General features: G+C 68.9%; 19 protein-coding genes and 3 pseudogenes. 11 read left to right on the top strand and 11 right to left on the bottom strand.

What is annotated here, in order from left to right; all coding sequences use genetic code 11:
• Positions 1–309: 309 nt before the first annotated feature.
• Positions 310–1071 (top strand): hypothetical protein, encoded by a 762-nt coding sequence (locus STRBO_RS40950; protein WP_005477124.1) that lies wholly within the window; start codon positions 310–312, stop codon positions 1069–1071.
• A gap of 346 nt (positions 1072–1417) precedes the next feature.
• Here the strand turns inward: STRBO_RS40950 and STRBO_RS0124675 are convergent, their stop codons facing one another.
• From STRBO_RS0124675 to STRBO_RS0124650, 6 genes are read right to left on the bottom strand one after another with little or no spacing between them, the layout of a single operon-like run.
• Positions 1418–1861, bottom strand: a complete 444-nt coding sequence (locus tag STRBO_RS0124675) for a hypothetical protein (RefSeq protein ID WP_005477122.1) — start codon at positions 1859–1861, stop codon at positions 1418–1420.
• A 48-nt stretch (positions 1862–1909) separates the two neighbouring features.
• A complete protein-coding gene (locus tag STRBO_RS0124670) occupies positions 1910–2455 on the bottom strand; it encodes a hypothetical protein (RefSeq protein WP_237547420.1) in 546 nt (181 codons plus the stop codon).
• 33 nt (positions 2456–2488) lie between these two features.
• Positions 2489–2944, bottom strand: a complete 456-nt coding sequence (locus STRBO_RS0124665) for a hypothetical protein (protein WP_005477119.1) — start codon at positions 2942–2944, stop codon at positions 2489–2491.
• A complete protein-coding gene (locus tag STRBO_RS0124660) occupies positions 2941–4923 on the bottom strand; it encodes a hypothetical protein (protein ID WP_005477117.1) in 1983 nt (660 codons plus the stop codon). The genes STRBO_RS0124665 and STRBO_RS0124660 overlap by 4 nt, the downstream gene beginning before the upstream one ends.
• A complete protein-coding gene (locus STRBO_RS0124655) occupies positions 4920–5675 on the bottom strand; it encodes a TIR domain-containing protein (protein WP_005477116.1) in 756 nt (251 codons plus the stop codon). Before STRBO_RS0124655 ends, STRBO_RS0124660 begins: the two co-directional genes overlap by 4 nt.
• Before the next feature lie 12 nt (positions 5676–5687).
• Positions 5688–6980: a helix-turn-helix domain-containing protein gene (locus tag STRBO_RS0124650; RefSeq protein WP_020114973.1), complete on the bottom strand. Its 1293-nt coding sequence runs from the start codon at positions 6978–6980 to the stop codon at positions 5688–5690.
• A 705-nt stretch (positions 6981–7685) separates the two neighbouring features.
• Here STRBO_RS0124650 and STRBO_RS0124640 point away from each other — a divergent pair.
• Entirely contained in the window at positions 7686–7910 is a 225-nt protein-coding gene (locus tag STRBO_RS0124640) for a hypothetical protein (protein ID WP_005477110.1), read from the top strand.
• Here the strand turns inward: STRBO_RS0124640 and STRBO_RS45705 are convergent.
• Positions 7904–8058: pseudogene (locus tag STRBO_RS45705) on the bottom strand (IS5/IS1182 family transposase); the annotation flags it as partial. The gene STRBO_RS0124640 and the pseudogene STRBO_RS45705 overlap by 7 nt on opposite strands.
• Positions 8059–8659: 601 nt before the next feature.
• Between STRBO_RS45705 and STRBO_RS40945 the strand changes: the two are divergent.
• The 5 genes from STRBO_RS40945 to STRBO_RS0124605 all read left to right on the top strand — a co-directional run bounded on the left by STRBO_RS40945 (position 8660) and on the right by STRBO_RS0124605 (position 15630).
• Complete coding sequence (locus STRBO_RS40945) at positions 8660–9115, top strand: PASTA domain-containing protein (protein WP_020114970.1); 456 nt, start codon at positions 8660–8662, stop codon at positions 9113–9115.
• Between the two features lie 318 nt (positions 9116–9433).
• Positions 9434–9949, top strand: coding sequence for a lamin tail domain-containing protein (locus STRBO_RS0124620; protein WP_005477107.1), 516 nt, complete (start codon positions 9434–9436; stop codon positions 9947–9949).
• A 243-nt stretch (positions 9950–10192) separates the two neighbouring features.
• Complete coding sequence (locus STRBO_RS0124615) at positions 10193–10807, top strand: hypothetical protein (protein WP_158690955.1); 615 nt, start codon at positions 10193–10195, stop codon at positions 10805–10807.
• Between the two features lie 73 nt (positions 10808–10880).
• Positions 10881–11225, top strand: coding sequence for a CU044_2847 family protein (locus tag STRBO_RS0124610; protein ID WP_020114967.1), 345 nt, complete (start codon positions 10881–10883; stop codon positions 11223–11225).
• 34 nt (positions 11226–11259) lie between these two features.
• Complete coding sequence (locus STRBO_RS0124605; protein WP_005477103.1) at positions 11260–15630, top strand: nSTAND1 domain-containing NTPase; 4371 nt, start codon at positions 11260–11262, stop codon at positions 15628–15630.
• Here the strand turns inward: STRBO_RS0124605 and STRBO_RS46030 are convergent.
• The 3 genes and pseudogenes from STRBO_RS46030 to STRBO_RS45700 form a co-directional block, all read right to left on the bottom strand.
• Positions 15572–15751: pseudogene (locus tag STRBO_RS46030) on the bottom strand (IS1380 family transposase); the annotation flags it as partial. The gene STRBO_RS0124605 and the pseudogene STRBO_RS46030 sit on opposite strands and share 59 nt — an antisense overlap.
• Positions 15752–15962: 211 nt before the next feature.
• Positions 15963–16289 (bottom strand): annotated as a pseudogene (locus STRBO_RS44945) (zeta toxin family protein); the annotation flags it as partial.
• The gene (locus STRBO_RS45700) at positions 16204–16386 is read right to left on the bottom strand and encodes a zeta toxin family protein (protein ID WP_005477101.1); all 183 of its coding nucleotides are present in this window, start codon (positions 16384–16386) and stop codon (positions 16204–16206) included. The gene STRBO_RS45700 and the pseudogene STRBO_RS44945, both read right to left, overlap by 86 nt.
• A 283-nt stretch (positions 16387–16669) precedes the next feature.
• On the opposite strand from STRBO_RS45700, the gene tap reads away from it, so the two are divergent.
• From tap to istB, 3 genes are all read left to right on the top strand, one after another.
• On the top strand, positions 16670–18925 hold the full coding sequence (tap, locus tag STRBO_RS0124595; RefSeq protein ID WP_005477099.1) for a telomere-associated protein Tap: 2256 nt from the start codon (positions 16670–16672) through the stop codon (positions 18923–18925).
• A 12-nt stretch (positions 18926–18937) separates the two neighbouring features.
• Positions 18938–19495, top strand: a complete 558-nt coding sequence (gene tpg, locus STRBO_RS0124590; RefSeq protein ID WP_005477097.1) for a telomere-protecting terminal protein Tpg — start codon at positions 18938–18940, stop codon at positions 19493–19495.
• Positions 19496–20133: 638 nt separating this feature from the next.
• The gene (istB, locus tag STRBO_RS0124580; RefSeq protein ID WP_005477086.1) at positions 20134–20898 is read left to right on the top strand and encodes an IS21-like element helper ATPase IstB; all 765 of its coding nucleotides are present in this window, start codon (positions 20134–20136) and stop codon (positions 20896–20898) included.
• Between the two features lie 253 nt (positions 20899–21151).
• Here istB and STRBO_RS45510 read toward each other — a convergent pair whose 3' ends face one another.
• Positions 21152–21274, bottom strand: coding sequence for a hypothetical protein (locus tag STRBO_RS45510; protein WP_272926546.1), 123 nt, complete (start codon positions 21272–21274; stop codon positions 21152–21154).
• A 193-nt stretch (positions 21275–21467) separates the two neighbouring features.
• On the opposite strand from STRBO_RS45510, the gene STRBO_RS0124570 reads away from it, so the two are divergent.
• Positions 21468–24758 carry a tetratricopeptide repeat protein gene (locus STRBO_RS0124570; RefSeq protein WP_020114963.1) on the top strand — a complete coding sequence of 1097 codons (3291 nt, stop codon included), beginning with the start codon at positions 21468–21470 and terminating at the stop codon, positions 24756–24758.
• Positions 24759–24786: the final 28 nt, after the last annotated feature.

The raw sequence follows: 24786 nt of genomic DNA, 5'->3' as shown, positions 1-24786 counted from the left end.
AAGAACATCCTCGCGTGCCGTAGCCTGCCCCGTCGCGGTCGCCGTGCGGTTCCGGCAGTTGCCTGACGACCTGGCCGCTCGATTCCTGCGGCGCTCTGGTCCGCTGCGGGGGCATCCCTATCAGTGACTCCTGTGGACGGTCACGCAATTCCCCAAGGCTACGGTCACGTAATTCCCCGGGCTGCCATCCCGCCGCCCCGGAGAGGTACCCGGGGCCACCATGCCTGAAGGCGGCCCGAACTACCGCCCTGAGCGGAGACCACGCGAATGCGCATGACAGTTGCGAGCCGGCTCCGCGATCATTGGCCGATGACCACGAGACCGGATCTTCTCAGTCTGAGCATCGTGTGCCCTCCACCCGACGAGGGCGTCGTGCAGGTCCGCCCGATCGTCAATGGGCGGGATCTTCTGGCCGAGGTGGTGCCCGGTGGCGTGGGAGGCTCCCGGTACCTGGGAGTGGGGCCCCGGTATCTGCTGGGCCGGGACGGGCCGTTGCAGGCCACGGTGACGCCCCACGAGGCTCGTCTCGCTTGGTCCGGGTGCGGCGTGGAGGAGTGCTGCGGCGCCCTGTACATGACGGTCACGCGTAACGGGGATCATGTGGTCTGGGCGGGCTGGCGCGACCTGGCCAATCAGGACTTCGGTATGCCGGAGCTTCGGTTCACCGTGGGTCAGTACGAGGCCGAGGTCCTACGAGCCGGAGAGGACCGCAGTTGGGAGTGGCCGGCAGGAGCGGTTGCGCGGCTGCTTGAGGCGGGGTTGAGGCGACGGGGTGACTGGCTCGCCAGGTGGGACTGCGAGTTGGAAGGCGTCTGGGCCTCCCGCAAGGAACCCGATTGCATCCACGTCGTCCTGATGCATCCCCGTGACCGGGCCGGTGCAGACCTGCCCTGGCTCCAGTTCGGGATGACCCTCCCGATCTCCGCGGACGTACCATCGGCCCAGGCCGAGCGCCTTGAAAGGCGGCTGACCGCAGGCGATCCCCGTGCCACCGCCGAGGTCTGGGGAGGTTCCCATGATGCCGAGCAACTGGACTACCCATGGCCGCCGGTCGACCCGCTGTTCATGTGAACGGCAGGGAGAGTCGGGGTCGGGCCTCCCCTGCCGTTGGGCATCCACTCGCAACCGCCATCCCCATGGGGAAGCGTGACCGTCCGGGTGGGGAATTACATGACGCTGATCATGTAGATCGTGGGTAAAAGCGTGACCGCTGACAACTCCTGCGACGGCTGTCCATAAATGGCCTGCTGGCCGGGGGCGGCCCTCTTTCCTGAACTTTGACCAGGTACTCACGGACGGTGCGGTACTGGAGCTGAGCTGGGCGGCGGACGACCAGGCCCACTCCGTCGACGGCGCTGGTACCTACCGTTTCCCTCTGCCTCACGGACTCGCCCACGACAGCCTGTGTGCTCAGAACTCAGTCCTGTGGCGGGTCGGGGTGGTGGGCGTGGATGGTGAGTCCGGTGATCCGGCCTGATTGGATGACTGGGCCGTGGTGTACACCGCCTTTAACGTGGTTGTGTACGGTGCCCGGCCGCGCGGCTCCGCTCTGGAGGTGCTGCAGCGACGTGAGTAGTTCGCGCAGTTCGGCGCCAGAGACGGCGCGGTCCTCCAACAGATGTCGTAGGTATGCGTCCCACTGTTCGACGGTCTCGCGGGCCTCGTGTGGATGGCCTGTGGACTGGGAAGCGAGGAGCCTGCCCCGCGCGGCGTCCAGATCGGTGATCGTGGAGTTGCCTGGATCGTTGCGTGAGAGGAACCGCCGCAGGAGTTCGCGGGCGTGCGTCCAGGAATCGGTGACCATGAGTGAGACCAGGGTGGTCGCTCCTGACGCGGTCAACGCGGCCAACTCGCTGTCCATGGTTCTCCTTCAAGTAAATCTGGGCTTCCGGGTATTCGGCCGTCTGCGTCATCTGGGGTGTTCTGGCTCTTCTGGCTGGTCGTCCGCGTGGGAAGTGAAGGCTGCTGGCGGGTCGTAGCGGCGCAGCAGTTCATCAGCCGTCTCGTGTTTGTCCTGCGTTCTGATGATGTCGGCGATCTGCTTGGTGAGCATTCCCCGTCGGTCATCTCCGCTGGTGAAGCCCATGCCGGTGAGGAAGGCATCGAAGTGGTCAGAAGCTGTCGGTTCCCGTTCGGCAGGCGTGGAGGTCTCCCTGGACGTGGGGATGAGATCCTGAAGCCGCTCGGGGATGTCGGCGTCGTTGGCTGCGGATGTGAGCTGGGCAAGGAGGCCGAGGTCTGCCACGGTCTTCTCTATGTGGTTGTCGTTCTTGGCCAGCCACCAGACCACCGCGCTGCCAGTGTCCTTGAGTACGTCGTCGCCCAGGTATTCGCGCTTGCTCTGCTCGTATGTGCGCTGGTGTTCCCAGACCGCCTTGTCCTTGCGGATCTCAGCGAGTTTGGTCAGCCGTTCCTGGTCGGGTTCGTGCAAGGTGAGCGTGACGTTTTCTGCCATGACTTGGAGGTGGCCGGTGTGGTCCGGGCGCATTCAGCTGAGGGCACCGCTCAGTTCGTGCTGGACGAGTGAGGCCCGGCCGGGCTCCCGCTGTTCGGTGAGTGTGCGGGCGCGGTCCAGCACCGCTTCGACGGCGAGGCCTGCCGGGTTGAGGACGGGGTCGTCGCCGTGGGTTTCGAGAGGGTGCCACCGTACGGTGGCGGAGAACACGAAGTCGTAGTCGGGCCATCGGCTGGGCAGTGCGACGCGGCTGACGTGGTGTTCTCTGCGCTCGATCGGGGCGGCGGGGAGGAAGTTCGTGAAGTCGGCGGGTAGAGAGCCGCGGCGTGTCGCTGCGATCTTGAAGGCTGCCGCGGGAGCGCCGATGACGGCGAGGGCCAGGGCGGCCCACGCCCATGCGGGCCATTCCTGCACCAGGCCGAGGATGGTCAGCAGTAGGGCACACAGGACGGTGAGGAAGACGATCGTCGTCTTGCGGCCGGTGGTCATCGTGTGGTCCCCCTGGGCGGTGCGGCCGGCGGGCGTAGGCCCTGGGCCGTGGAGATCTTCTGGAGTAGGTGTTCGGTGGTTGCGGCGCCGGATGCCCGTCCACCTGGGGCGGCGGGCTCTGCGGCGCGGGCGGCCGAGTACAGCGCTGCGAGGGTGCTGCCGTTTCGGCCTGCGGCATCGACCAACAGAGCGAGCAGCCGGTCGCGATTTTTGTCGGCGGTGCAGGCTGTGTGCAGCCATCGTTCGGCGTACGGCTGCCAGTGAGGCTGCGGCAGTCGGGCGAGTGCCTCCGCCCAGCCTGCTACCGCGCAGTCCTGGACGCCCTTTTCGTCGATGAGCGGGCGCAGTGCGCCTGCTGGGTCCGTGAGTGCCACGGGGTCGCAGATCCGCAGGAAGAGGTGGGCGTCGACGGTCGGTGCGGCCGAATGACAGGTGAGGCGGTCGAGCATGCGGCGGCGAAGTCGGGCACTGGTCGCTGCCAGGCGGCACAACGCATCGAGAGCGGGGGTGGCGCCGCGTTCCCGGCGGGCCAGGTGATGCAAGCGGATCACGGCCTGGTCAGGGTGAGTGGGGGCGATCACGTCAGTGCAGGCGCGTAGGAGAACATGCGCGAGGTTCCCCGTCAGCTGCTTCCCCTTACACCAGTAGTAGATGAGCATCCGCAGGCTTCGGCCGTAGCGCGGGTCGTTCAGACCGCAGGCCAATGTGTCCACAGCGGCCTCCAGCCGGGCACGGCTCGTGGGCGCAGCGCTCCACTCCTCCGCCAGGAATGCCAAATCGTTTCCCCGTCCGGTGCGCAAGTACTGGTCGGCGAGCCGGCCCACCAGTCGCTTGCGTAGGTCCGAAGTGATATGCGGATCGTCCACCTCCGCACTCTGGGCGGTCCAGGTGCTGAACAGGTGCCGCAGGTCAGGCATGTGGTCCCAGAAGTGGGCGCGGACCGCGGCGTCGTAGTCCAGCCTGTTGAACCGCACGCGGCCGTCCGGCCCGGCTGCTGCACCGATCTCCGCCAAGCGCTCGGCCAGGTCTTTGCCTTCGAGTAAAGGGGTCTCGTCCCGAGGCGTGTTGAGGGTGCTGAGCAGGAGTGCGGCGCCGCGGTGGACGACGTCAGCATGCGCGCCGTGGAGCATGGCGGCGGCAAACAGCAGCGCCCGCTGCTGGGCGGCGCTCTTTGCCGAGACGAGTTCGGCGACTTCCTTGCGCCACAGGGTGCGTGCGTCGCGGGACTGCTCGCACCAAGCGGCGAACCTCCCACGAACCGGAGACGCGGCACGAGCTCGGCGCACGCGGTCGGCGAAGTGCGCGATCTCCTCCATCGGCGGCTGTTCTGCCAGGAATTCATCTAGCGCCGGGGCGGGAACCAGGTACTCCTCGTATGGCATCCGGTGGAGACGCAGATGCCGCCGGAAGACCTCCATGGCCGGCGGGCGCGCAATATCGGCTCGGTAGGGCTGGAGGTGAGACTCCAAGGCGCCATCATGCGGCATGACGACCACCAGATGCGCCTGCTGTTCCTGCACGGCCTTGCGCAGAGCAGACAGGTCCCTGCGCGTCTGAGCCCACTGGGAGACGTCCGCCTCGGCAAGGTTCAACAGCAGCCGGTCACCGACGCCGACCAGACCGGGATCGGTGAGGGCCCCCTCCTCCTCCCCGGGCAGAAGCTCGCGGAAGATTCCGGCGCCCTGGTGAACCTCGTACAGCAGGACGCAGGCTGCCGCGGTCCTGCCGCTGCCAGGAGCGCCGTGCAGGATCACGGTACTGCTGCCGTCGAGCACCCGGCGTGCCATGCCCATCCCGGCGGGGTCGACGAACTGCTGCCGAACAAGGCGGAGCTGGTCATCTGCGATGCGGCGCGGACTTCGGCCGGGCGTCTCCTGGTCGCCAAGGCCCACATGGACGGTGTAGCTGTAGAAGTCACCCGAGCCGGCGTGCACCGGCCCGCCGGGCTGCTCGACGCGCGTGGTGAACGTATCGTTCACCGCTCGTCGTCCTCGGGCTGGCCCGAGTCACCGAACCGGTGGCGAATGTCACCACGCTGATCACCCTCGATGCTCGTCATGCCGTCGCCCGAGTAGTGCCGATCACCCGAAACATGGCGCGAGTTCTGGTAGATGTTTCCCTGACCGGAATGCACAGGACCGGTCGACCCTTTGATCACGGTGTTGCCGACATCTCCGGTGAAGTCACGGCTCTGCACGGCCGTTCCGCTGACGGCGCCAGCCGAATTGGAGACGGAGCCGGGACCAGGCGCCGGTACTTCGGCGTGCTCGAGGTCGTACAGCTCGGGAACCATCTCGGCTACCAGGTCGCTCAGGCGCTTCAAGTCCGCTTCGCCGTTCTGTGTGTCCAGCCGCACGGACTGCAGTTCGGCCAGCCTCGCCAGCTCGTCCGGCAGTCTTTCCTTGCGCAGGCGTTCCGTCCCCCTGCCTGCGAGGATGGGCACCACCGGCACTCCGCAGTTGAACGCCTCCACAATCTCCTTGCGGACCCAGTCCTCCGGGTCGCGCAGCCTGGACTGGAAGTTGAGCCAGTCGGCCCCGATGATCGCCAGCACCAGTGCGCTGCGGCGCACGCTTGTGAGGAGGGCGTCGGGGTAGGTGGAGCCCGGAGGGATGGACCTCGAGGCGCGAAACGCCCGGTCCTTGCCGAAACGGTTGGCAAGCTCGTTGTCGATCAGGGCGGCGATGTCATTGCCGTCCCCTGTGCGGTAGTTGATGAACACCTCGGGCATGCCAGGTTCCTCTCAGGAGACAGGGAGTCGGGATAGCACTGCCAGGCGTGGCTCCAGCCGGCGCACCAGGGCGTGGCCGGAATGGCGGGCCAAGACGCGGGAGAGGCGACGGAGGTCGATCGTCACGGTCGCGGACCGGACAGCCTCCACTCCGTCGAGCAGCGGCGCTGCCAATGCGCAGGCGTGGTCGATCTCGCCATGTGACGCATAAGCCAGCGCCCGGCGTACGCCGTAACGCACCTGCGTACGCACCGCATCAGGCGACACCAGTGCAAGTTGGCGGTCCAATTCCTCGGCTGCCCTCCGCATCTGGCCGAGGTCGAACAGACACCACCCGGTGATCATGCCGACCGAGTCAGGCAGATGCATGCTGCCGATCACGGGAGCGTCGCTCTCGCTTTCCTGGCGGGCCAGCAGTGTCCGGGCCCGGTCCAGAGCGCGCAAGCACGCCTCACCATCGCCGGCGAGAGCGTGCCCCTGCGCCTCGCGCTGCGCGGCAAGACCCCGGATCCGCGGCGGGAGCGTGCCGCTCTGCGCCCGACGTGCCAGAGCAACGGTCTGCTCGGCATCGTCCTGATACAGCGTGACCAGGGCCCGCCGGACCAGCGCATACCCGGCCAGTGCCCGGTCGCCACCGGCTGCAGCAAGGTCTACCGCGCGCTGCGTCCACCACAGCGCCGCCTGCTCGTCACCCGTCTCCTGCACCAGCCAGCCGACGTACTCGGCATACCGGGAGCCCAGCGCCAGCAACTCCTGGCGGGTGCGGGAATCCACGTGTGCGGACAACTCCCGCAGCGTATGGGTCTGCGCTATCAGCCCGGGCAGCAGGAAGCCGGGCTCAACGCTCTGGCCGAGCCGCCGGTAGTGCGTGAACAGCGAACGGGATGCATCCAGCATCCCCACGCCCCCGCTCGGCGATACGCGGCCCTGGCCGCCCGTACGCCAGCTCATCAGCGAGGCTGCACCGGCGCTCACGACCTGCCGCCGACCCACGGGCTGAAACCCGCTCGAACCATCCGGTGACAGCTGTATCACCCACTCCTCCTCATTGACCCCGTAGGGAGCCGGTTCCTTCGGTACGTCAGTAACGGGCGGGGCGACCAAAGCGATCAGCGCTCCGCCGGCGTGGAGGGCGGCGTCGCACAACCGAGCCAGATCACGGCTGGGCGCTTTGATGCCTCGTTCGACCTTGCTCAACTGCGCCTTGCTGTAGTGCACGACCGCGGATAGCGCTGTGAGACTCAATCCGGCGCCCAAGCGCCGCTTCCTCAGCTCTTCGCCGAACTCGCTGGACGGCTGTGGCACGGAAACCTCCAGGACCGTCCATCCAGGCAAGAGGGTTGCTGCACGAAAGAGTGCGGCACCCCTGACTGGACGGACAAGGCAATGGCACTGTTTCCCGTTTCCTCTCCGCAGACGGGAGGCGCTACTCGCGACGAGAGGGACCCGCCAGATCGGGCGCCAGCCGACCTGGCGCGGAGCGGATAAGGGCCTGAACGGAAGATCTTCCCGCAACCAGGGGCTGGACGGAGTTGGTGGCCAGGCCGGCGTGAGAGTGTCGACTGGCCGAGGGCCTTGAGCTGGCGGATCAGGTACCGGGTCCGGCGGGCGGGGTCGACGAGGTGCTGGCGGCGCAGGGAGTTGAGTGGACGCCACGGATCCGTCGGTGCCCTCGATCGGCTGCGCCTCGCCCCTTGCGCCCGCTCCTCAGCGCCTTCCAGGAGAGGTTGTCTGCGAGGACGGCGCTGCCGTCCTGGTGCAGCTCGGCATAGATCTTCCGGCCGTTTTTCGAATCCTCCTCGAAGATCGGACCCTCGGATTCTTCGGACGGGCCGTGGGCCGTCGGCGAGTGGCAGACATGCAAGGGAGACATGACCCCAGGTCCGTCCCGGCAGCATGGCGACGAACATCTGCTCAAGGTGCTGGCCGACGACGATTTCGCCGGTCCGCGCTACACACGCTTCGCCGAGGAGTTCGCCCGTTAAGGCATCTCGGTGTTACAGGGCTTGGATGTCCACCGGCTGGGTGTTCGCCCTCACGGCCCGGCTCGGGTTCCCTCTGTATCCGACCGAGCGCGAGCAGGCGGACCTTGCGGACAACCCCGAACTGTGCACGGACCTGGCGACCATGACAGTGGCTCAGACACTGCCCCGCTTCCGCTCCGAGGCCCTCGGCGGCGGCTGGAAGTACACCGGCGGGGAAACTCGACGCCTGTGGGTGACCGAGGCCTTGTAGTTCTTCAGCCGGCGGATCGCATGCTCGACCTGCGTCGCACGAACCCGGCGATGTTCCGCGTTGTCCGGCTTACTCACCGGCCCAGCAGGGCCCGGCCGGGTCGTTTGCGGTGCGGGACGACACCGCCGGCGTTGATGTAGGCACCGTCGGGTTCTGAGCGACGATCCCCGGGCGTATGTGGCGACGGCTATCGAGAGCGACCAGCTCGCCTACGCGCTCCAGGCCCTCGGCGATTCCGACGACGTCGGCCTGAAGGGGGCAACGCCGGAGGTGCGCTGAGCGCCGCGGCGTGCACGGCTCAGCCCGCGGCCCTGCTGGAGTGGCGCTTCGCTGTCCAGGTCGTCCGGCTCCGCGACGGCCACCAGGCATGTGCAGGCTGATGCCCCATCAGACACCTGCATTCCAGGGTTAGTTGCAGCATTCTATTGGAAGTTCTAAGGCCGCTCGCATGTTCATTAGTCGTAGCAAAGCCGTCACGTACGTCGCCGTCGACGTCGCTGTAATTTCCACGATCATCTGTGCTGCGGAGTTCGGCAACACCGGCGCCGCGCCTTCCCCGCCGCCTGCCCGCACCATCACTATCCTCTCCACCCGGGGCGCCATCGCCCCCGACGCCCTCGACCGCGCCCGGGATAACGCCTACCGGACTCAGCAGCAAGTAATAGACGACGCCAACCGGGCCGGTACACCCTGGCTCGCCCCGTACCACTTGGCTCACTGCCAGTACGCAGCATCCCTAGGGGAATTACGTGAAGATCACCAGGCTGAACCGCTGTCTTTTCCCGGCGGCTGCCATGCTCGCGGCCGTGACCCTGCTGGCCGCCTGTGACGGCGGAGCCAGCAGCGACACCCCGTCGGCAACGAGGACCGCTACTTCGTCGCCGACATCATCTTCTTCCGACGACGTCCTCGACGACATCCAGGCCAGCAACTCCGCTGCCCGCGAGAGCTTGGAGGCCGAGGTTAGCGAAGCCGCCGAGAGCGCCGAGCCCGAGATGCCCGACGTCGTCGGCATGAACCACAGCGAGGCGCTGGCCCTGCTGCACAGCAAGGGTTTCCTCGTTGACGAGGAAGACGCGTCGTCCGAAGGCCGCTGGGTCATCGACAACAGCAACTGGAAGGTGTGCCGTCAGGACCCGGCGCCCGGCGCCACGGACGAAATCCGTGTCGCCATCTACTCCGTGAAGCTCGACGAATCCTGCTGACCTGACGGCCGGGAGGCTGCTCCCATCAGAATGGGCGCAGCCTCCATCCAGGAGAGCCCCATGAACACCGGCATATCCAAGTCACCCGCCCGCCGTACACCTGCAGGCGGCGCTCGGGTCACAACACCGTGTGCAGCCCCAACCGCGACCGGGGCACTGAGGCCTTCGCCGACGATGACGTCGCCGCCACCCTCATGTTCGGCACACGCCTGGCAGTTGCACCAAACCATCCTCTGCCACTCGAATGGGTGACAGCTCCGCTGGTGTGCAACTGCCGCAGTCGCTCAGCAGTCCTCCACATGCAGCACCGTTCGTTCCATGTGGAGGACCATCATCTTGCGTAAGCGTTCCATCCTGGCCGCAGCCGTCACCGCGGGCACTCTCGCCGCCCTGGCACCAGCCGTGTCGGCTCAGGCCGCTGAGTACAGCTCGGCGCTCAAGGTCCGCGGGGTGCAGTACGACGCACCCGGCCGGGACTCCAACAGCTGCTCCACCGGCAACACCGACGCCGAGTACCTGACGGTCAAGAACTACTCCTCCACGGCGACCGTCAACCTCAAGGGCTACGTCGTCAAGGACGCCACCGGCAACCGCTTCGCCTTCCCCGCCAACCACTACCTCGAGCCCGGCGACTACGTGAAGCTGCGCGGCGGCCACGGCAGCGACTCCGACAAGTACAACGTGGTCTACCGCGACAACTGCAACTTCCTGTGGAACAACGACCGCGACACCATCTACCTGTACAAGCCCTCCGGCAGCCGCGCAGACGTGCACTCCTACACCAAGAGCGGATCCGACCCCGACGGCGACGGCTACATCCGCTACCACAATTGAGGCCCGCTGGCTTTCGGTGTCCGTAATGTATCTGGGCCTTGCGGTCCCTGCATGAGGGCTATGCCCGTCCAGGGGCCGTACCGCCGGGAGCCGGACAGTATGGCGATGAGTCAGCGGGGAAGCGGAATTCGCGTAATTGCTGTGCGGACTCCACTCTCTGTGGCACTCTGGGTGCTCGTTCCGGTGTTTTTCGGGGTGAAGTGAAAATGGTTGGACAGGTCGAGAAAAATGAGAAGCGCAAGCATGCGAAGTTCCTCGTCATGGCGGCGGTGGCGCCTGTCCGTCGGATCGGTATTCGGGATCGCCCTTCTGGTGTCCTGCTCTGCCGCTGGCAAGGACGGTGACGCCGAGACCTCAGGGAAAGACCGCCCCTCCGCTTCCCGTTCCTCTTCCCGTGTGCAGGACCCTTATCCGGGCGATGAAAAAGGTGCGCGGGCCCTGATGGAGGAGTTGGGGGAGAGTGGCGGGACCGGGTTGGTGCGGTCGCTCCGGCCAGCCGCCGCGGACTATCATGCGCTGTTCCAGCCGGACTTCGCCCGCCAGGCCGAGGCTTTCTACGAAGGCTCACTCTGGGGGAATTCGCCCCAGCCACCGAGGCCTTGGGCAAAATACGGGCAGACTGAAATGCGGATGTGGAAGGCGACCACCGACGATATCCGGGCCTGGACGCCTGTGGTGCGAGCTAATTTCCCCGGTGGATACGCGCAGGTAAAAGACCGCTTCAAGGCCGGACTGACGGTGTACACCTGGGATTACACGAAGCCCGGCGACGAGCGTGGGATGGCTTACAACGGACTGGTGTACGTGAACGGGCATTGGGCGTTCTTCCCCAAGCCGTGGTACGTGCTGAGGGGGTGAGTTCGAGAGTCCCGATACGCCGAAGTCTGCCGCCCTTTGATATGACCCGTTCAATGAATGAGGAGGTATTTCTGTGCTGACCCGTATACCGCTCGACGGCGGGGGCGCCATTCTCGTCGAGAGTCCGCATGCGGACGGTGGCGGTCCCGTCATGGCGGGCCGTATCGGTGATGCGGTCCATAACGTGCCCAGAAGGCTGGGCGAGATCATCGAGCCGGTAACCCAGACCGCCCGGGTCCTTATGGACCGGCTGAGCGCGGCCGGCCCTTCAGAGTTCGAAGTGGAGTTCGGGATCGATCTCGCCGCAGAGGCCGGCGCGGTGATCACCCGGAGCACAGTCGGCACGCACGTGAAAGTGCGAATGGTATGGACGCGGCCTGAGGGCGGCGCCCCAGACATGCCGCCGACCCCGACATGAGAACCCGCCACAACTCCACCCGGAACAAAGGCAGATGGTGAACTGGGCCGCTTCCGTCGCGCGAGTGATCGGCCCGGACGGCGCCGTTGCGGGAGCCGGGTTCCTTGTGGCCGACGACCTCCTGGTGACCTGCGCACACGTCGTCGCGGGTGCCGGGACGGGCGAACAGGGCGTGCTGTGGCTGGACTTCCCGCAGGCGCGGGGCGCGCCCGAGGCGTACGGGACCGTTGTCCACCGGGGACGGAACGAACCTGCCGCGGAGGACGTTGCGATCGTCCGTCTAAGCGCCCCGCCGCCGGGAACCTCCCCGCTGCCGCTGGCCCGCGCGGACGGGTGCCGCGGCCACCGGGTGCGGTCCTTCGGATTCCCTGGCCAGGCGGTTCCCGGCGGCCACTATGGTGAGGGCCACGCCGGTGAGATTCTCTCGCCCCACTCCGGGTCCGAGGCTCTGCTGCAGGTGGCCTGCGCCAACGACCTCACCCAGGGGTTCAGCGGCGGGCCCGTGTGGGACGACACCGTCGAAGCGGTGATCGGCATGGTCACCCGCATCACCCGCCCGGACCCGCACCAGCGGGGCACCGGGATCGCGTACGCCACCCCCGCTGGGCGGCTGCGTCAGCTCTGGCCCGACCTGGCCGTCCGGGCAGTGTGCCCGTACCGCGGGCTGCAGGCGTTCGGTGCCGAGCACGCTGGCTGGTTCCACGGGCGGGCCGGGGCGGTGCGGATGATCCTCGATCGCATGGCCGCGGTCCCGGATGCGCTCCTTTTGCTCGGTCCGTCCGGAGCCGGCAAGTCGTCGCTGGTCCAGGCAGGGCTGGTACCCGCGTTGGCCGCCTGCCGCCTGCCCGGCAGCGACCGCTGGGAGGTCGTCACCGTTCGGCCGGGCCGGGCCCTGCTGGACACCCTCGACGGCCTCGACCACCTCGGCGGCCCGGTCTCTTTCGGCAGTCCGGATGCCCCGGGCCGGGCGGGTACGGGCGGTGCACCGCACCGGGTGCTCGTCGTGGATCAGTTCGAAGAGATTTTCCAGCCCGAGGAGCTCAGCCACTCCGAGGAGGCGCGTGAATCCCATGGGACTGCTCCGGTCGGGGGAGTCACGCCGACCGGGGAGTCCCCTCGTGCGGTAGGGCTCCCGTACCCCGAAGCCTCCCTGACAGCGCCATCCGCCGCGACAACCTCCGGCTCCGAGCTGCGCGAGGGCCTCGACCGGCTCACCTCGGCCGTTGGGACGCCCGGGCTCACCGTGCTGCTCGTCATGCGCGACGACTTCTACCCCCGGCTGGCAGCCGAAGCACCGGAACTGCTGCGAGCCTTCATGCCCGGACTCGTCAACCTTCCCGCCACCCTGGGCGTCGAGGACCTGCACGACATCATCGTCCAGCCGGCCCGAGATGTGGGCGCCCGTTGCCAGGCCGGTCTGCCTGAGCGGATCATCGCCGACGTCCAGCGGATCGATCAACTGGGCGGCTTGCGGCAACAGACCCCGACAACCGTGCTGCCACTGGTCGAGGTTGCGATGAGCGAACTCTGGGAGCGTGCGACTGACGGCGTGCTGACGCACGCCGGGTACGAGGCGATCGGCGGGATCACCGGCAGCATTACCTCCTGGTACGACGGAGCCATGCGGTCGCTGCGCGACACGGACGAGGGACGCCGTATCGCCCGGCGGGTCCTCACCGCGCTGGTCAGGCCGCCTGACCCCGTGCGGCACATTCCCGCCCTGCGCCGGCAGGTGCCGCTGTCGGTGCTGCGCGAGCTGGCCGCCCCGGCCGGCCCACCCGGCAGGCGGGCAGCCGCGGACGCCGCCGGACTCGTGGACGAGACCGCCACCGGGCGGGACCAGGACAGCGTTGCCACCGGGCCGGACGTGGACGTCACCGCCACCGGCCTCGTGGACCATGTGCTGGCCGTCCTCGTCCGGCGTCGGCTGATCGTGACCCGCAACGTCGCCGCGCACGAGGAACCCGTCGCCGAGCTGGTCCATGACGCGTTGGTCCGGGACTGGGGCGTCCTGCGCGACTGGGTGGAGGGCGACCGCCGCTTCTCCGAGTGGCTCGAACGGGCCGCGGACCAGCGACGGCTCTGGGAGAAGCGGCGCGACAAGGCCGACCTGATCCACGGCACCGACCTGGACGAAGGGCTCGCCCTTTCAGCGGGGCGCCGACTCCCGCGCGCCACGGCCGAGTTCCTGGATGCGAGCAGGCGTGCCGCCCGGCTCGAGGTGCTGGCCCGCCGTGCCTTCACCGTCGGCCTGGTCATACTGACGCTCACCGCGGCGGCCTTGGCGGGGGTTGCCCTCAACTCCGCGGCCGAGGCCAGGCAACAGCGCGCGGTCAGCCTGTCCCGCCAACTCGCCGCCCAGGCACGGGCCATGGCGGAGAAACGGCCGGTGACGGCCCGCCGTCTGGCCGTCGCGGCCTGGTCGACGTCGCCCACCGCCGAGGCGGGCCTCGCCATGACCACGTTGCTGACCCAGCAGCAGTCGGTCCTCGTCGGCCACTCGGGGGCGGTCACCTCGGTGGCGTTCAGCCCCGACGGCGCCCGCGTCGCCACCACCGGACACGACGGGACAGTACGACTGTGGAACGCGGCCACCGGCCGGCCCGGGCACATCCGACGAGCCGCCGCCCGCTCGCGGAAAGGGATCGCCGTCGCCTTCCGTCCCGACGGGAAGATGCTCGCCTCCGCCGACGAGGACGGCACCATCCGGCTCTGGGACGTACGCACCGGGGCGCCGCTCGGCGGTCCACTGACCGGGCACACGAACCATGTCGGCGGACTGGCGTTCAGCCCCGACGGAAAGCGGCTGGCGTCCGCGAGCTGGGACGGCACTGTACGGCTGTGGGACCCGGCGGCCGGGGTCGCATTGGGGGCCCCACTGACAGGGCACACCGAACAGGTCGACAGCGTGACGTTCAGCCCCGACGGCATGCTGCTGGGGTCAGGCGGCCGGGACGGCACTGCGCGGCTGTGGGACGTCACAACCGGCCGGCAGAAAGGCGCCCCGCTCAAGGAGAAGCTCGGCGGCTCGGTACGCGGTGTCGCGTTCCGGCCCGACGGCGGCATGCTGGCGACCGCGCACGGCAATGGGACGATCCGCCTGTGGGACCCGGTGACGGGCCGCACGGTCGGGGAGCCCATGTCCGGGCACACCGGAGCGGTGCTGTCGGTGACATTCGGCCCCAACGGCAAGGCGCTGGCTTCGGCGGGGCAGGACGGGACAGTACGTGTCTGGGACTCGCGCACGCAGAAGCCGGCGGGGTCGCCGATGACCGGCCACGGTGCGCTGGTGTGGTCCGCCGCGTTCAGCCCCGACGGCCAGGTCCTGGCCAGCGCCGGCGCCGACGGCACCGTACGGCTGTGGCAGCCGTCCACCGGGCTGCCGGCCACCATGCCGACGCCCCGTTCGGGCGAGGGGGTGATGTCGGTGGCGATGGCCCCGGTGTCCACGCTCGTGGCGACCCGCACCGCCGACGGCTCGGTACAGCTGCGTCAGCCTGAGAGCGGCCGCGCGCTCGGTCTGCCCGTCGGCGGGCACACCCAGGACGTGCTCACGGTCGCGGCCGATCCGAAGGCGCGGATCGTCGCCACCGCCGGCGACGGCGACGCGGTGCGGCTGTGGAACCCCTACACGGGCAAGGAGGTCACCAACCCGCTCATCGGTCAAGGGGAGTACGTGGCCGCCCTGGCGATCAGCCGCGACGGCACCCGCCTGGTCAGCGCCGGATCCGGCGCGACCGTCCGCGTCTGGGACACCACGACCGGCCGGCTGGTCCGCGCGATCCCCACCGGACACGGGATGTTCGTGCACGCGGTCGCCTTCGCCCCCGACGGCCGCCGCTTCGCCACCGGCGGCGCGGACGGAGCCGTCCGTCTGTGGGACACCGCCTCGGGACGCAACCGCGGGAAGCTCGCCCCACGTGGCCGATACTCCGTCGACGCGCTGGCGTTCAGCCCCGATGGCACCCGGCTCGCTCTGGGCGGAGGCTCCGACGAGTCCGTGGAGGTCTGGAACGCACGCACCTTGAAGGGATTCACGTTGCTTCGCGCCGACGGGTCCATCGAGGCAACCGCGCTCAGTTTCGACCGTGACGGCGAGGTCCTCGCCGTCACTGACCGGAGCGGCACCGTGCGGTTCTGGGACCCGGAGGCCGGACGGCAGCTCGGTGAGGAGCTGAGAGGTGCTCAGGAGCTGTCCGGCGTTATGTCATTCAGCCGCGACGGGACCTTCCTCGCCACCGCCGACATCGAAGCCGAAGCACGTGTCTGGTTCGTACCCGTGCCACGGGTGGCATCGGCGGAACTGTGCGCCCGGTTCGGCGGGCCGACCGACGCGGAGTGGCGCAGATACGCCCCGGGCCAACCGAGACCCTCCCCCTGCCCTGGATCCCCTCCCCGCCCATGATCGCCTGGTCCAGCCCGGTCTTGCGGGCCGTCTCCGTCTCCGCTAGCAGGACGCCTCCCGCCTGCGAGACCACCGCACGGCCACCACCCTCGACACGGACACGCGGGTGGCCGGTCCTCAGCGGTCAGTTCGGTGTGTACGCGCCGGTCGGTACGGGCGAGAGCGCGGCGGAAGACGGCCGTCTCGGGTGCGGTCCACGGCCGGGCCCGCTCCAGCCGTACAGCCCGGTCCGCAGCCGGACGGCGCCGCCAACTGCCCTCGGGGGTGAACCCGTTGGCGTACAGCACGGTGCCGTCGCGCCGTACGACGGTGACGCGGTCGGCGAGCTGTTCGGTCTCGATGACAGCCAGTGTGGCGAGCAGATTCTTCGCGCACGAGTCGTGGTTCTCCCACGATACGTACCGGCCTTGGCCGTTGGCGGTTTCGGTGAGGAAGCGGTCCACGATCCCGAGCTGGCTCAGGGCTTCGGCGGTGGCCACTGTCACCACCTCGATCCGGTGGCCGGCGGGCCGGTAGGCGAGGGAGGAGGCGCGAAAGTTGTCGGAGTCGGCGAGCGCGGACTCCACCACGACGTCAAGCGCCGGGCGCGGACGTGGGCTTCGACGGCGGTCTGCCAGCGGCGGTGTCGGGGCGGACCAGGGCTCCGGCCGTGCGGACATCGTCGGCCAGGAGGCCCGGGTAGCGGCGGTGGACCGGCTTGCACAGGTCCCGGCCGACCCGCACGGCGCCGCCGCGACGGTCAGGGACTGCCTGCACAAGGTCAGCGATTGCGTCTTCCCGGCGATGACGGCCACCACAGGCCGCGGCTGTGAGACGGCGCTTCGCGTCGCGGCTGGGAGGGTCACCCGTGCAGCGCGTCGACGCTTTCCTGCTCGGAGAGCATGACCGAGACCCCGTCTCCTCCTGCCACTACGCCTCTCTGTTCTTCCCGCCCCGAGTCTGAGCGGGCGCGATCCACCTAGCATCATGCGCGATTGAAGCGCGAATCAATGAGCGATCCAATGCGTGATTGATGTAGAGTGGCTTGTGGAGGTGCACTGTGCCAACTGAGAACGAGCTGTTCAGCGCTGTCGATGCGCTGCTGGAGCAGGTCGCCCAGGACGACCTGCCGCCGCACGCTGAGCGCAAACGGCTGCGCGAGGCAGCCGGGCTGACCCAGACGCAGATCGCAACCGCCCTGGAGACCCGCCGGGAAGCGGTGGGGAACTGGGAATCCGGCAAAACTGAGCCGCGACCGCCGCAGCGCGCCGCCTACGCCCGACTGCTCGAGAACCTTGCCGCGCGCTTCCCCGCCCCAGATGCTGGGGCAGCCCCAGCGCCTGAGGTGCCCGAGACGTTCACCGGCATGCCCGCCCCGGCTCCGGCGGGCCCTGTATCGACAGGCCAGGCGCCCGAGGCTGCGGTCATGACGACCGAAGAGAAGACCCAGCCCCGCCCCACCGCCAGCGCCGCAGCTCCGGCTGCCGCGTCGCGTCCGGCGCCCGCCGCCAGGCCGTCGTCGACGTCGCGGCGCCCGGCCGCGCGGAAGGCGGCCCCGGCAAACACCCCGGCCGGTGGCACGGATCCGCGCTTCGCCAACGGTCCGCTCGCGGTCGTCGACGTCGACGCCGACGGCCAAGTCCTCGCGTACTGCGTCGGCGGCCTGGTCCTGGACGTGCCCGCCAAGTCCATCCCGTCCCTGGTCGACTGGACCCTGAAGGAGGCCAAGCTCGGTCAGCCGAAGCTGTCCGGGCCGGGCAAGGACGCTGACCCGCTGCTCGTGCTCACCCAGTCCGCGCTGGAGCGCTACGGCCTGCCCGTCGCCCTCACCGACGAAGAGCGGCTCGCCGGACGCATCCCGGAGGGCCACAAGGTCATCAAGCAGCTGGTACGCGCGGAATGGAAGCTGACCAAGCGCGGGTTCGGGCCGTGGGCGCGGATCTACCGTCCCGCCACCGGCTCGGAGCGGGCCTGCGTACAGCTGTGCATCCCGTCATGGAACGCGCTGGACACCCGGCACTGGGGCGAGGCCGGGCAGCTCCCGCCGGCGGAACTCGCCCGCGTGCTGGGCGTGTACGCGTCCCGGGTGATGACGCCGCGCGGATCGACCGCGGTGACCGGCCTGGAGCTGATGACCGCCCTGCACCCGCCGACCCGCGCCTCCGAGCCGGACGCCGACGGCAAGCGGCACTCCGAACACAACCCCGGCTCGCTGGGCAAGGACGCGGTGGACTGCGCGCCGTGCGAGGCCCCGGACGGGCACCCGCTCCTAGCCGACCTACCGCGTTTCCACGTGCGCGGCCCGGCGGAGAAGCTGTTCGAGGAGGCGTACGACTGGGCGCGGCCGATGACGGATGCCGAGTGCATGCTGCGGCACCTGGTGGGCATCGACGTGAACATGGCCTTCGCCGCCGGCGCCAACGGCCTGGTCGTCGGTCTCGGTGCGCCGACGCACGTGAAGGCGCCGGTGTTCGATGCGAAGCTGCCCGGCTCGTGGCTGGTCGACCTCAGCCATGTGGACCTGTCGCGGGTGAAGGTCGGCAAGGACAAGTGGGCGGACCTGGACGCCAGTCTGCTGCCCAGCCCGTTCACGCCGAAGGGCGAGCGCCCCGAGGGCCCGGCCTGGTACGCGACGCCGACCGTGGCGTACGCGGTGGAGCTCGGCTACGACGTCGCGCCCATCGAGGCGTACGTCCGCTACGAGAACGGCCGCTACCTGGACGGCTGGTACCAGCGGCTGCGCGACGCCTTCCTCGCCACCATGGCCGACCTCGGCGTCGACGCCGACCTGTCGCCGGCCGACTTCCTCGCGGCCATGGATGGCTACAAGGAGCGTGACCCGGAGCTGGCGATCGTCGTCTCGGCGGTCAAGGCGACGGTGAAGGGCGGCCTGGGCAAGCTGCGCGAGCGTCCGCGCGGTGAGGGCTGGCGGCCGGGCGAGCGGTGGCGGGCCCTGGAGCGGCCGACGTGGCGGCCGGACATCCGCGCGGCGGTCATCTCCCGCACGCGGATCAACCTGCACCGGAAGATCGTCAAGCATGCGGCGTTCACCGGGCAGTACCCGGCGGCGATCCTGTCCGACTGCGTCGTGTACGCGGCCGACGGCACCAGCCCGCTGGACCTCCTGCCCTACCGGGACGGCAAGCCGCTGCCCGGCGGCTTCAAGCTCGGCATCAACCCGGGCCTGGTCAAGCACGAAGGCACCCAGAGCGTCCTGTGGGGCGAAGAGGTCCGCGAGCGGTTCAACGCACCGGAGCTCAACCTCGCCCGGTACATCAAGGACGGCACCGTCACCGACGTCGACAACGGAGAGTAGGAGAAGACGACGATGAGCCTGTTCGGGGACGGCCTGGACGCCGCAGTGCAGAAGGCGTTCACCCGCCCGGCGCCCAAGAGCGCGGGCCCGCAGATGCGTTACCTGGTCGAGCAACTCAAGGGCACGAAGGTCGTCGCCGAACTGCTGGGGATTTCCCAGCGGCAGGTGGAACGGTACGTGGCGGGCACGGCCAAGCACCCCCGGAAGGCCCTTGCCGCTCGGCTGGAGCGCGAGGTGAAGAAGCGGTGGCAGCCACAGATCCGTGCCAAGGCGCGGCAGAAGGCAGCGGCCACTGGCGGCATCGTCATCGACACCCGCGCCCGCCTCGGCTACACCGCGCCCATCGGGTCGACAGACCAGGACCGCATCCGGCACCTGACCGTCGCCCTGCCGCCCCGCTACGCCGCCCGCCTCTTCGAGGCCCAGGAGCAGGGCGCCACCGAGCAGCGTCTGCGGGAGATCGCGGCCGAAGCGCTCAAGGAGGTGTACTTCCAGGACGGCGGCCGCCGCGCCGGCAGCCTGGAAGAGGTCCGCTTCACGGACATCGAGCACCTGGAGTTCGACCTGTAGAAGCGTGTGCACGCGGGGGCCGAACCAACGTCCGTGCGCAATCAATCCGGAGCGTCACCTTCCCGCCAGTCCGCACGCCACACGGGTCACGGCTTGAGCAAGAGGTGCAGGAGCGTCACGACTCCGACACCTACCAGTAGAGCGATACCGAAAGCGGGATACCGAAAGGCCACGTACGTGGCACCTACCCCCACCAGCAACAGGACCGCCGTGCGCAGGTCAAGGCTGCCGTTCATTGAGCTTCGCCCTCCCAGGGATCGGGCACTTTCGTGCCGCTCACCACGTGGCCCGTCTGTCGGCCGCGCGTGCACCTACTGGGAAGGGAGCGATGAGCACACTTCACCATTAGGAGCAGTGCTCAAAACCGCCGAGATGAAGACTGGTTGGGCCGGGTAGGCGAGTCAAACCAAATGGGTGGCCCGTGATGTGGATCACGCATTCCGACCTGCTAAAGCGCCCGAGGGTGACTATTCCGCCCACTCAGGCACTCGTCGACTTCGACGGCTCGACGTCGGTGTTTGCCCGTAGCGGACTGGCGGCCGCAGCTATCGCGGGGAGCGTGGGGTTCAGTCAAATGTACAGAATGCACAAATGGGGCACGACGACCAGGGTCATGCCGACGCCGAGGAGGCCAGCCGGTGAGCGTGATGACCACCGCCCTGCGCGAGTCGCTGAAGACGCTGCGGCTGTCCGGCATGCTGGAAACCCTCGACGCCCGCCTCACTCAGGCCCAGAAGGGCGAGCTCGGGCACCTCGATTTCCTCCAGGTCCTCTGCCAGGACGAGATCACCCGCCGCGAGTCCGTCGCCCTCGAACGGCGCCTGCGCAGGGCGAAGTTCGAGCAGCAGGCCACCTTGGAAGGCTTCGACTTCACCGCCTCCCCGAAACTGCCCGCCGCCCAGATCCGCGACCTCGCCGCCCTGCGCTGGCTCCACTCCGGAGAGTCGGTCATCCTGTTCGGGCCCGTCGGGGTCGGAAAGACACACGTCGCCCAGGCCCTCGGCCACCAAGCCGTCCGCCAGGGCGCCAACGTCCGCTTCACCAAGATCAGCCGCATCCTGGCCGAGCTCGCCGGCGGCCACGCGGACCGCACCTGGGACAAACGCATGCGCGAACTCACCCGCCCGGACCTGCTCATCCTCGACGACTTCGCCATGCGCCAGCTCACCGCCTCCCAGGCCGACGACCTCTACGAACTCGTCTCCGAGCGGCAAGGCCGGTCCCTGATCATCACCAGCAACCGGGCGCCCAGCGACTGGTATCCCCTCTTCCCCAACCCCGTCGTCGCCGAGTCGCTCCTGGACCGGCTGATCAACGCCAGCCACCAGGTCATCATGAACGGCCCCAGCTACCGTCCCAACAAGCGCCCCAAGAACCTCACCGACAAGCCACCGGTCAAATAGATCAACTGGCTGCGGAACCGAATGCGGGGCAAGAGCCCTGCCGTCGGGCATGGCCGGTGTTGCGGCCGCGCACGCGCAGGGGCTGCAGCGGTTGGGGGGCAGGGGCCGGGGTGCGGCGGCCGCAGGTCATGACGCGGCAGGCTGGGTGAGAATGGGGACCGAGACGGTCTCCTGTGCGCCAGCAGAGCCCTGGCACAGCCGGTTGTGCGTTCGCGAGGCACCACCGGCTGTGCGTCCGGGCGTGGTGCAGTGCTCAGCCGGAGATCTGGTTCAGCATCCAGGCAGTCAGGGCGCGGACGGCGCCGCTGAGGATAGCTCCCAGAGCGGCGGCGGCTAGGCCCATCCGCTCACGCCGGGTCAGACTGGTGCGAGGCATGGCGATCTCTCCCTTCATAGGGTCGTTGGGGCGGTGGTGTCGGCCGACAGGAACGATGCTCAAGGCCGTGGTGGCTGGGCTGCCCCAATCCGGGACGAGACAGGAATACGCCCGCGTCTGTCCTGGTCACCGCCACCACGGCGTGGGTCGGCCCGGGACAACTCAGGACAGTGAACGAGGCGGGAGGACGTGGATGACAGCAGCGCAGCAGGCACGCGAAGGCTTCGCCACCCAGCTGAAGGAGGTGCTCCGGGAGGCTGGTAGCCCTGCCTATTCGGCCCTGGAACGGCACAGCGGCGGCAAGCTGAGTACCACGCGGATCGGCAATGTGCTGAACGCCGAGTTCACGAAGCCGGTCGCGTGGGAGTTCATCGACGCCTTCCTGACTGCCTGCGACCAGTACGCCAAGCACAACCGCATCGCCCTGAGCAGTGCGTTGTACGACCGGGAGCTGTGGAAAAGGCGTCATACGGTCCTGACCGGCGTGCTGGAACTCCTGGGGGGAGAAGAAGCCGCAGCGGCGCCTGCGGCGTTGTTCACGGTCGAGCCGTTCCCCCGCCCCAGCAGGCAGGCGGCGCCGGCGTGGCGGGATCAGCCCAGCCAGCTGCTGTCTGCCCAGCACCAGGTGGTGCCCTTCACCGGACGCGAAGGCGACCTAGCGCGCTTGGAGGACTGGCGGGACGGCGACGGGCCAGTGGCCGCCGTGACCCTGCTGCACGCTCCCGGCGGGCAGGGCAAGACCCGCCTGGCCGCTCACCTGGCCGAGACCACGGCAACCGGCTGGAAGGTCTGGCAGGCCGTTCGCGGCAGCATGAGCACAGCGGGTACCACCGCACCGACGCTGTCGGCCCTGGGCAGGCGGACCCTGCTGGTGGTCGACTACGCGGAACGCTGGCCCCGGCAGGACCTGCGAACGCTGTTGGAGACGCTGGCGGCCCGCCCTGGCAAGAGGCTGCGGATCCTGCTCCTCGCCCGCTCCGCAGGGACCTGGTGGACCAGTTGGCAGTACGACCTGCGCAAGGTGAACTATCTCCCCGACACGGTCGAACTGCCGCCCCTGCCAGGCCAGCGCACGGACGCCCGGAAGGAGGCGTTTACGGCCGCCCGGGACCGCTTCGCCAAAGCGCTGGGACTGACCGACCCCGAGACCGTTCCGTGCCCAACCAACCTCGCGGCTGAAGCCTTCGGTCTCACCCTGACCGTCCACATGGCCGCCCTGGTCGCCGTCGACGCCCGTCTGCGCGGCACCGCACCTCCCAACGACCCGGTGAGTCTTTCGCAGTACCTGCTGGAGCGCGAAGGCGACTACTGGGCCAAACTCCACGATGACAGCCCCGACGTCGAGATCGTGCCGGAGATCATGGCCCAGGCCGTCTACACCGCGACCCTGACCCGCCCCCTGGACTACGACACCGCCCTGGAAGCCCTCACCCACGCCAGAGTCGATACCCCGGCCACCCTCACCACCGGGCGGGTCCTGAGTGACCACGCCGTGTGCTACCCACCACCCGCCCCGAACACCCCCGACAGCCCAGCCACTTACCTGCAACCGTTGTACCCCGACCGGCTCGGCGAAGACTTCCTCGCCCTGACCACCCCCGGCTACCCGACCCACCGGCACTTGTCCACCGGCTGGGCCGACCGGGCCCCTGCTCACCTTCTGGCAGCCGCCGCAAAAGACCCCGCCCCGGCCCTGCCCTGGACCCGCGACACTCTCACCATCCTGATCAACACCGCAGAACGCTGGCCCCACGTGGCCACACGCCAGCTCTACCCCCTTCTCAAGAAGCACCCCGAACTCGCCCTGCACGCAGGCGGCTCTGCCCTCGCCACCCTGGCTCGCCTCGACAACATCGACCTCACCGTCCTGGAAGCCATCGAGCCCCACCTCCCCGCTGGCCGGCACACCGACCTCGATGTCGGAATCGCCGCCATCACCGCACGGCTGGCACACCACCGCCTGGCCACCACCCACGACCCCGCCATGCGCGCCCGCATCCACGAGACCCTCGCGGCACGCCAGTCCTACGCTGGCCTTCACGATGAAGCACTCACTGCCGGCCACGATGCCCTGCGGGCTTGGCGCGACCTCACCCGCACCAACTCCGCGCACGAACCCGAACTCGCCCGCTCGCTGTCCAGCCTCGGCACGCGCCTGTGGGCGGTGGGGCGGCTGGAGGAAGCCCTGACCGCCAATCAGGAGGCGGTTCAGATCTCGCGTCGGCTGGCGGCAGGCAACCCGGCCGCCCACGAACCCGGCCTCGCCCGCTCGCTCTCCAACCTCAGCGCGGACCTGTCGGCGGTGGGGCGGCTGGAGGAAGCCCTCATCACCGCGGAGGAGGCGTTGGAGATCTGGTATCGACTGGCGGCGCGCAACCCGGCCTACGAACCCGAGTTCACCGCTTCGCTGTCCAGCCTCGGCGCTGCCCTGTCGGCGATGGGGCGGCTGGAGGAAGCTCTGACCGCCAAGGAAGAGGCGTTGGAGATCTCGCGTCGGCTGGCAACGGGCAACCCGGCTGCCCACGAACCCGAGCTCGCCGCCTTGCTTTCCAGCGTTGGCGTCTCCTTGTCAGAGGTGGGGCGGCTGAAGGAGGCCCTGACCACCGCGGAGGAGGCGGTGCAGATCTCGCATCGGCTAGCAACGGGAAACCCGGCCGCCCACGAACCCGAGCTCGCCCGCTCGCTGTCCAACCTCGGCATCTGGCTGTCAGAGGTCGGGCGGCTGGAAGAGGCCGTCACCACCGAGCAGGAGGCGGTGGAGATCTGGTATCGGCTGGCGGCGGGCAACCCGGCCGCCCACGAACCCGGCCTCGCCGGCTCGCTGTCCAACCTCGGCATCTGGCTGTGCGAAGTGGGGCGGCTGGAGGAAGCCCTGACCACCGCGGAGGAGGCGGTTCAGATCTCGCGTCGGCTGGCAACGGGCAACCCGGCCGCCCACGAATACGGCCTCGCCCGCTCGCTGTCCAACCTCGGCGCCGCCCTGTCGGCGATGGGGCGGCTGGAAGACGCCCTGACCACCGCGGAGGAGGCGGTGGAGATCTGGTATCGGCTGGCGGCGGGCAACCCGGCCGCCCACGAACCCGGCCTCGCCGGCTCGCTGTCCAACCTCGGCATCTGGCTGTGCGAAGTGGGGCGGCTGGAGGAAGCTCTGACCACCGCGGAGGAGGCGGTTCAGATCTCGCGTCGGCTGGCGGCGGGCAACCCGGCCGCCCACGAATACGGCCTCGCCGGCTCGCTGACCACTTGGGCATGGGTGCGTTGCCAAACACACCAGGACCTGTCTGAGGCGCTTCGAGTGACGGGAGAAGCAGTGGAGATCTACCGCAGGCGCGTGAGAGCGGTACCTGCACAGTTCCTTCCGCCGCTTCGCTCTGTGCTGGACTTGCAGGCGGACATACTCCTCAGCCTCGGGCGCCCGCAGGAGGCGGGCGAGATCCGGACCTGGCTCGCAGCGAACGACCCCGTTCCCGGCTCGCAGCCATGAGTAGTTCTGAGAGACCGGAGACCACCGC

Origin of the sequence: Streptomyces bottropensis ATCC 25435 (assembly GCF_000383595.1) — a bacterium.
GTDB lineage: Bacteria > Actinomycetota > Actinomycetes > Streptomycetales > Streptomycetaceae > Streptomyces > Streptomyces bottropensis.
Note: the sequence above shows the minus strand (reverse complement) of the source record. Positions and strands in the feature narration are given on the sequence as shown.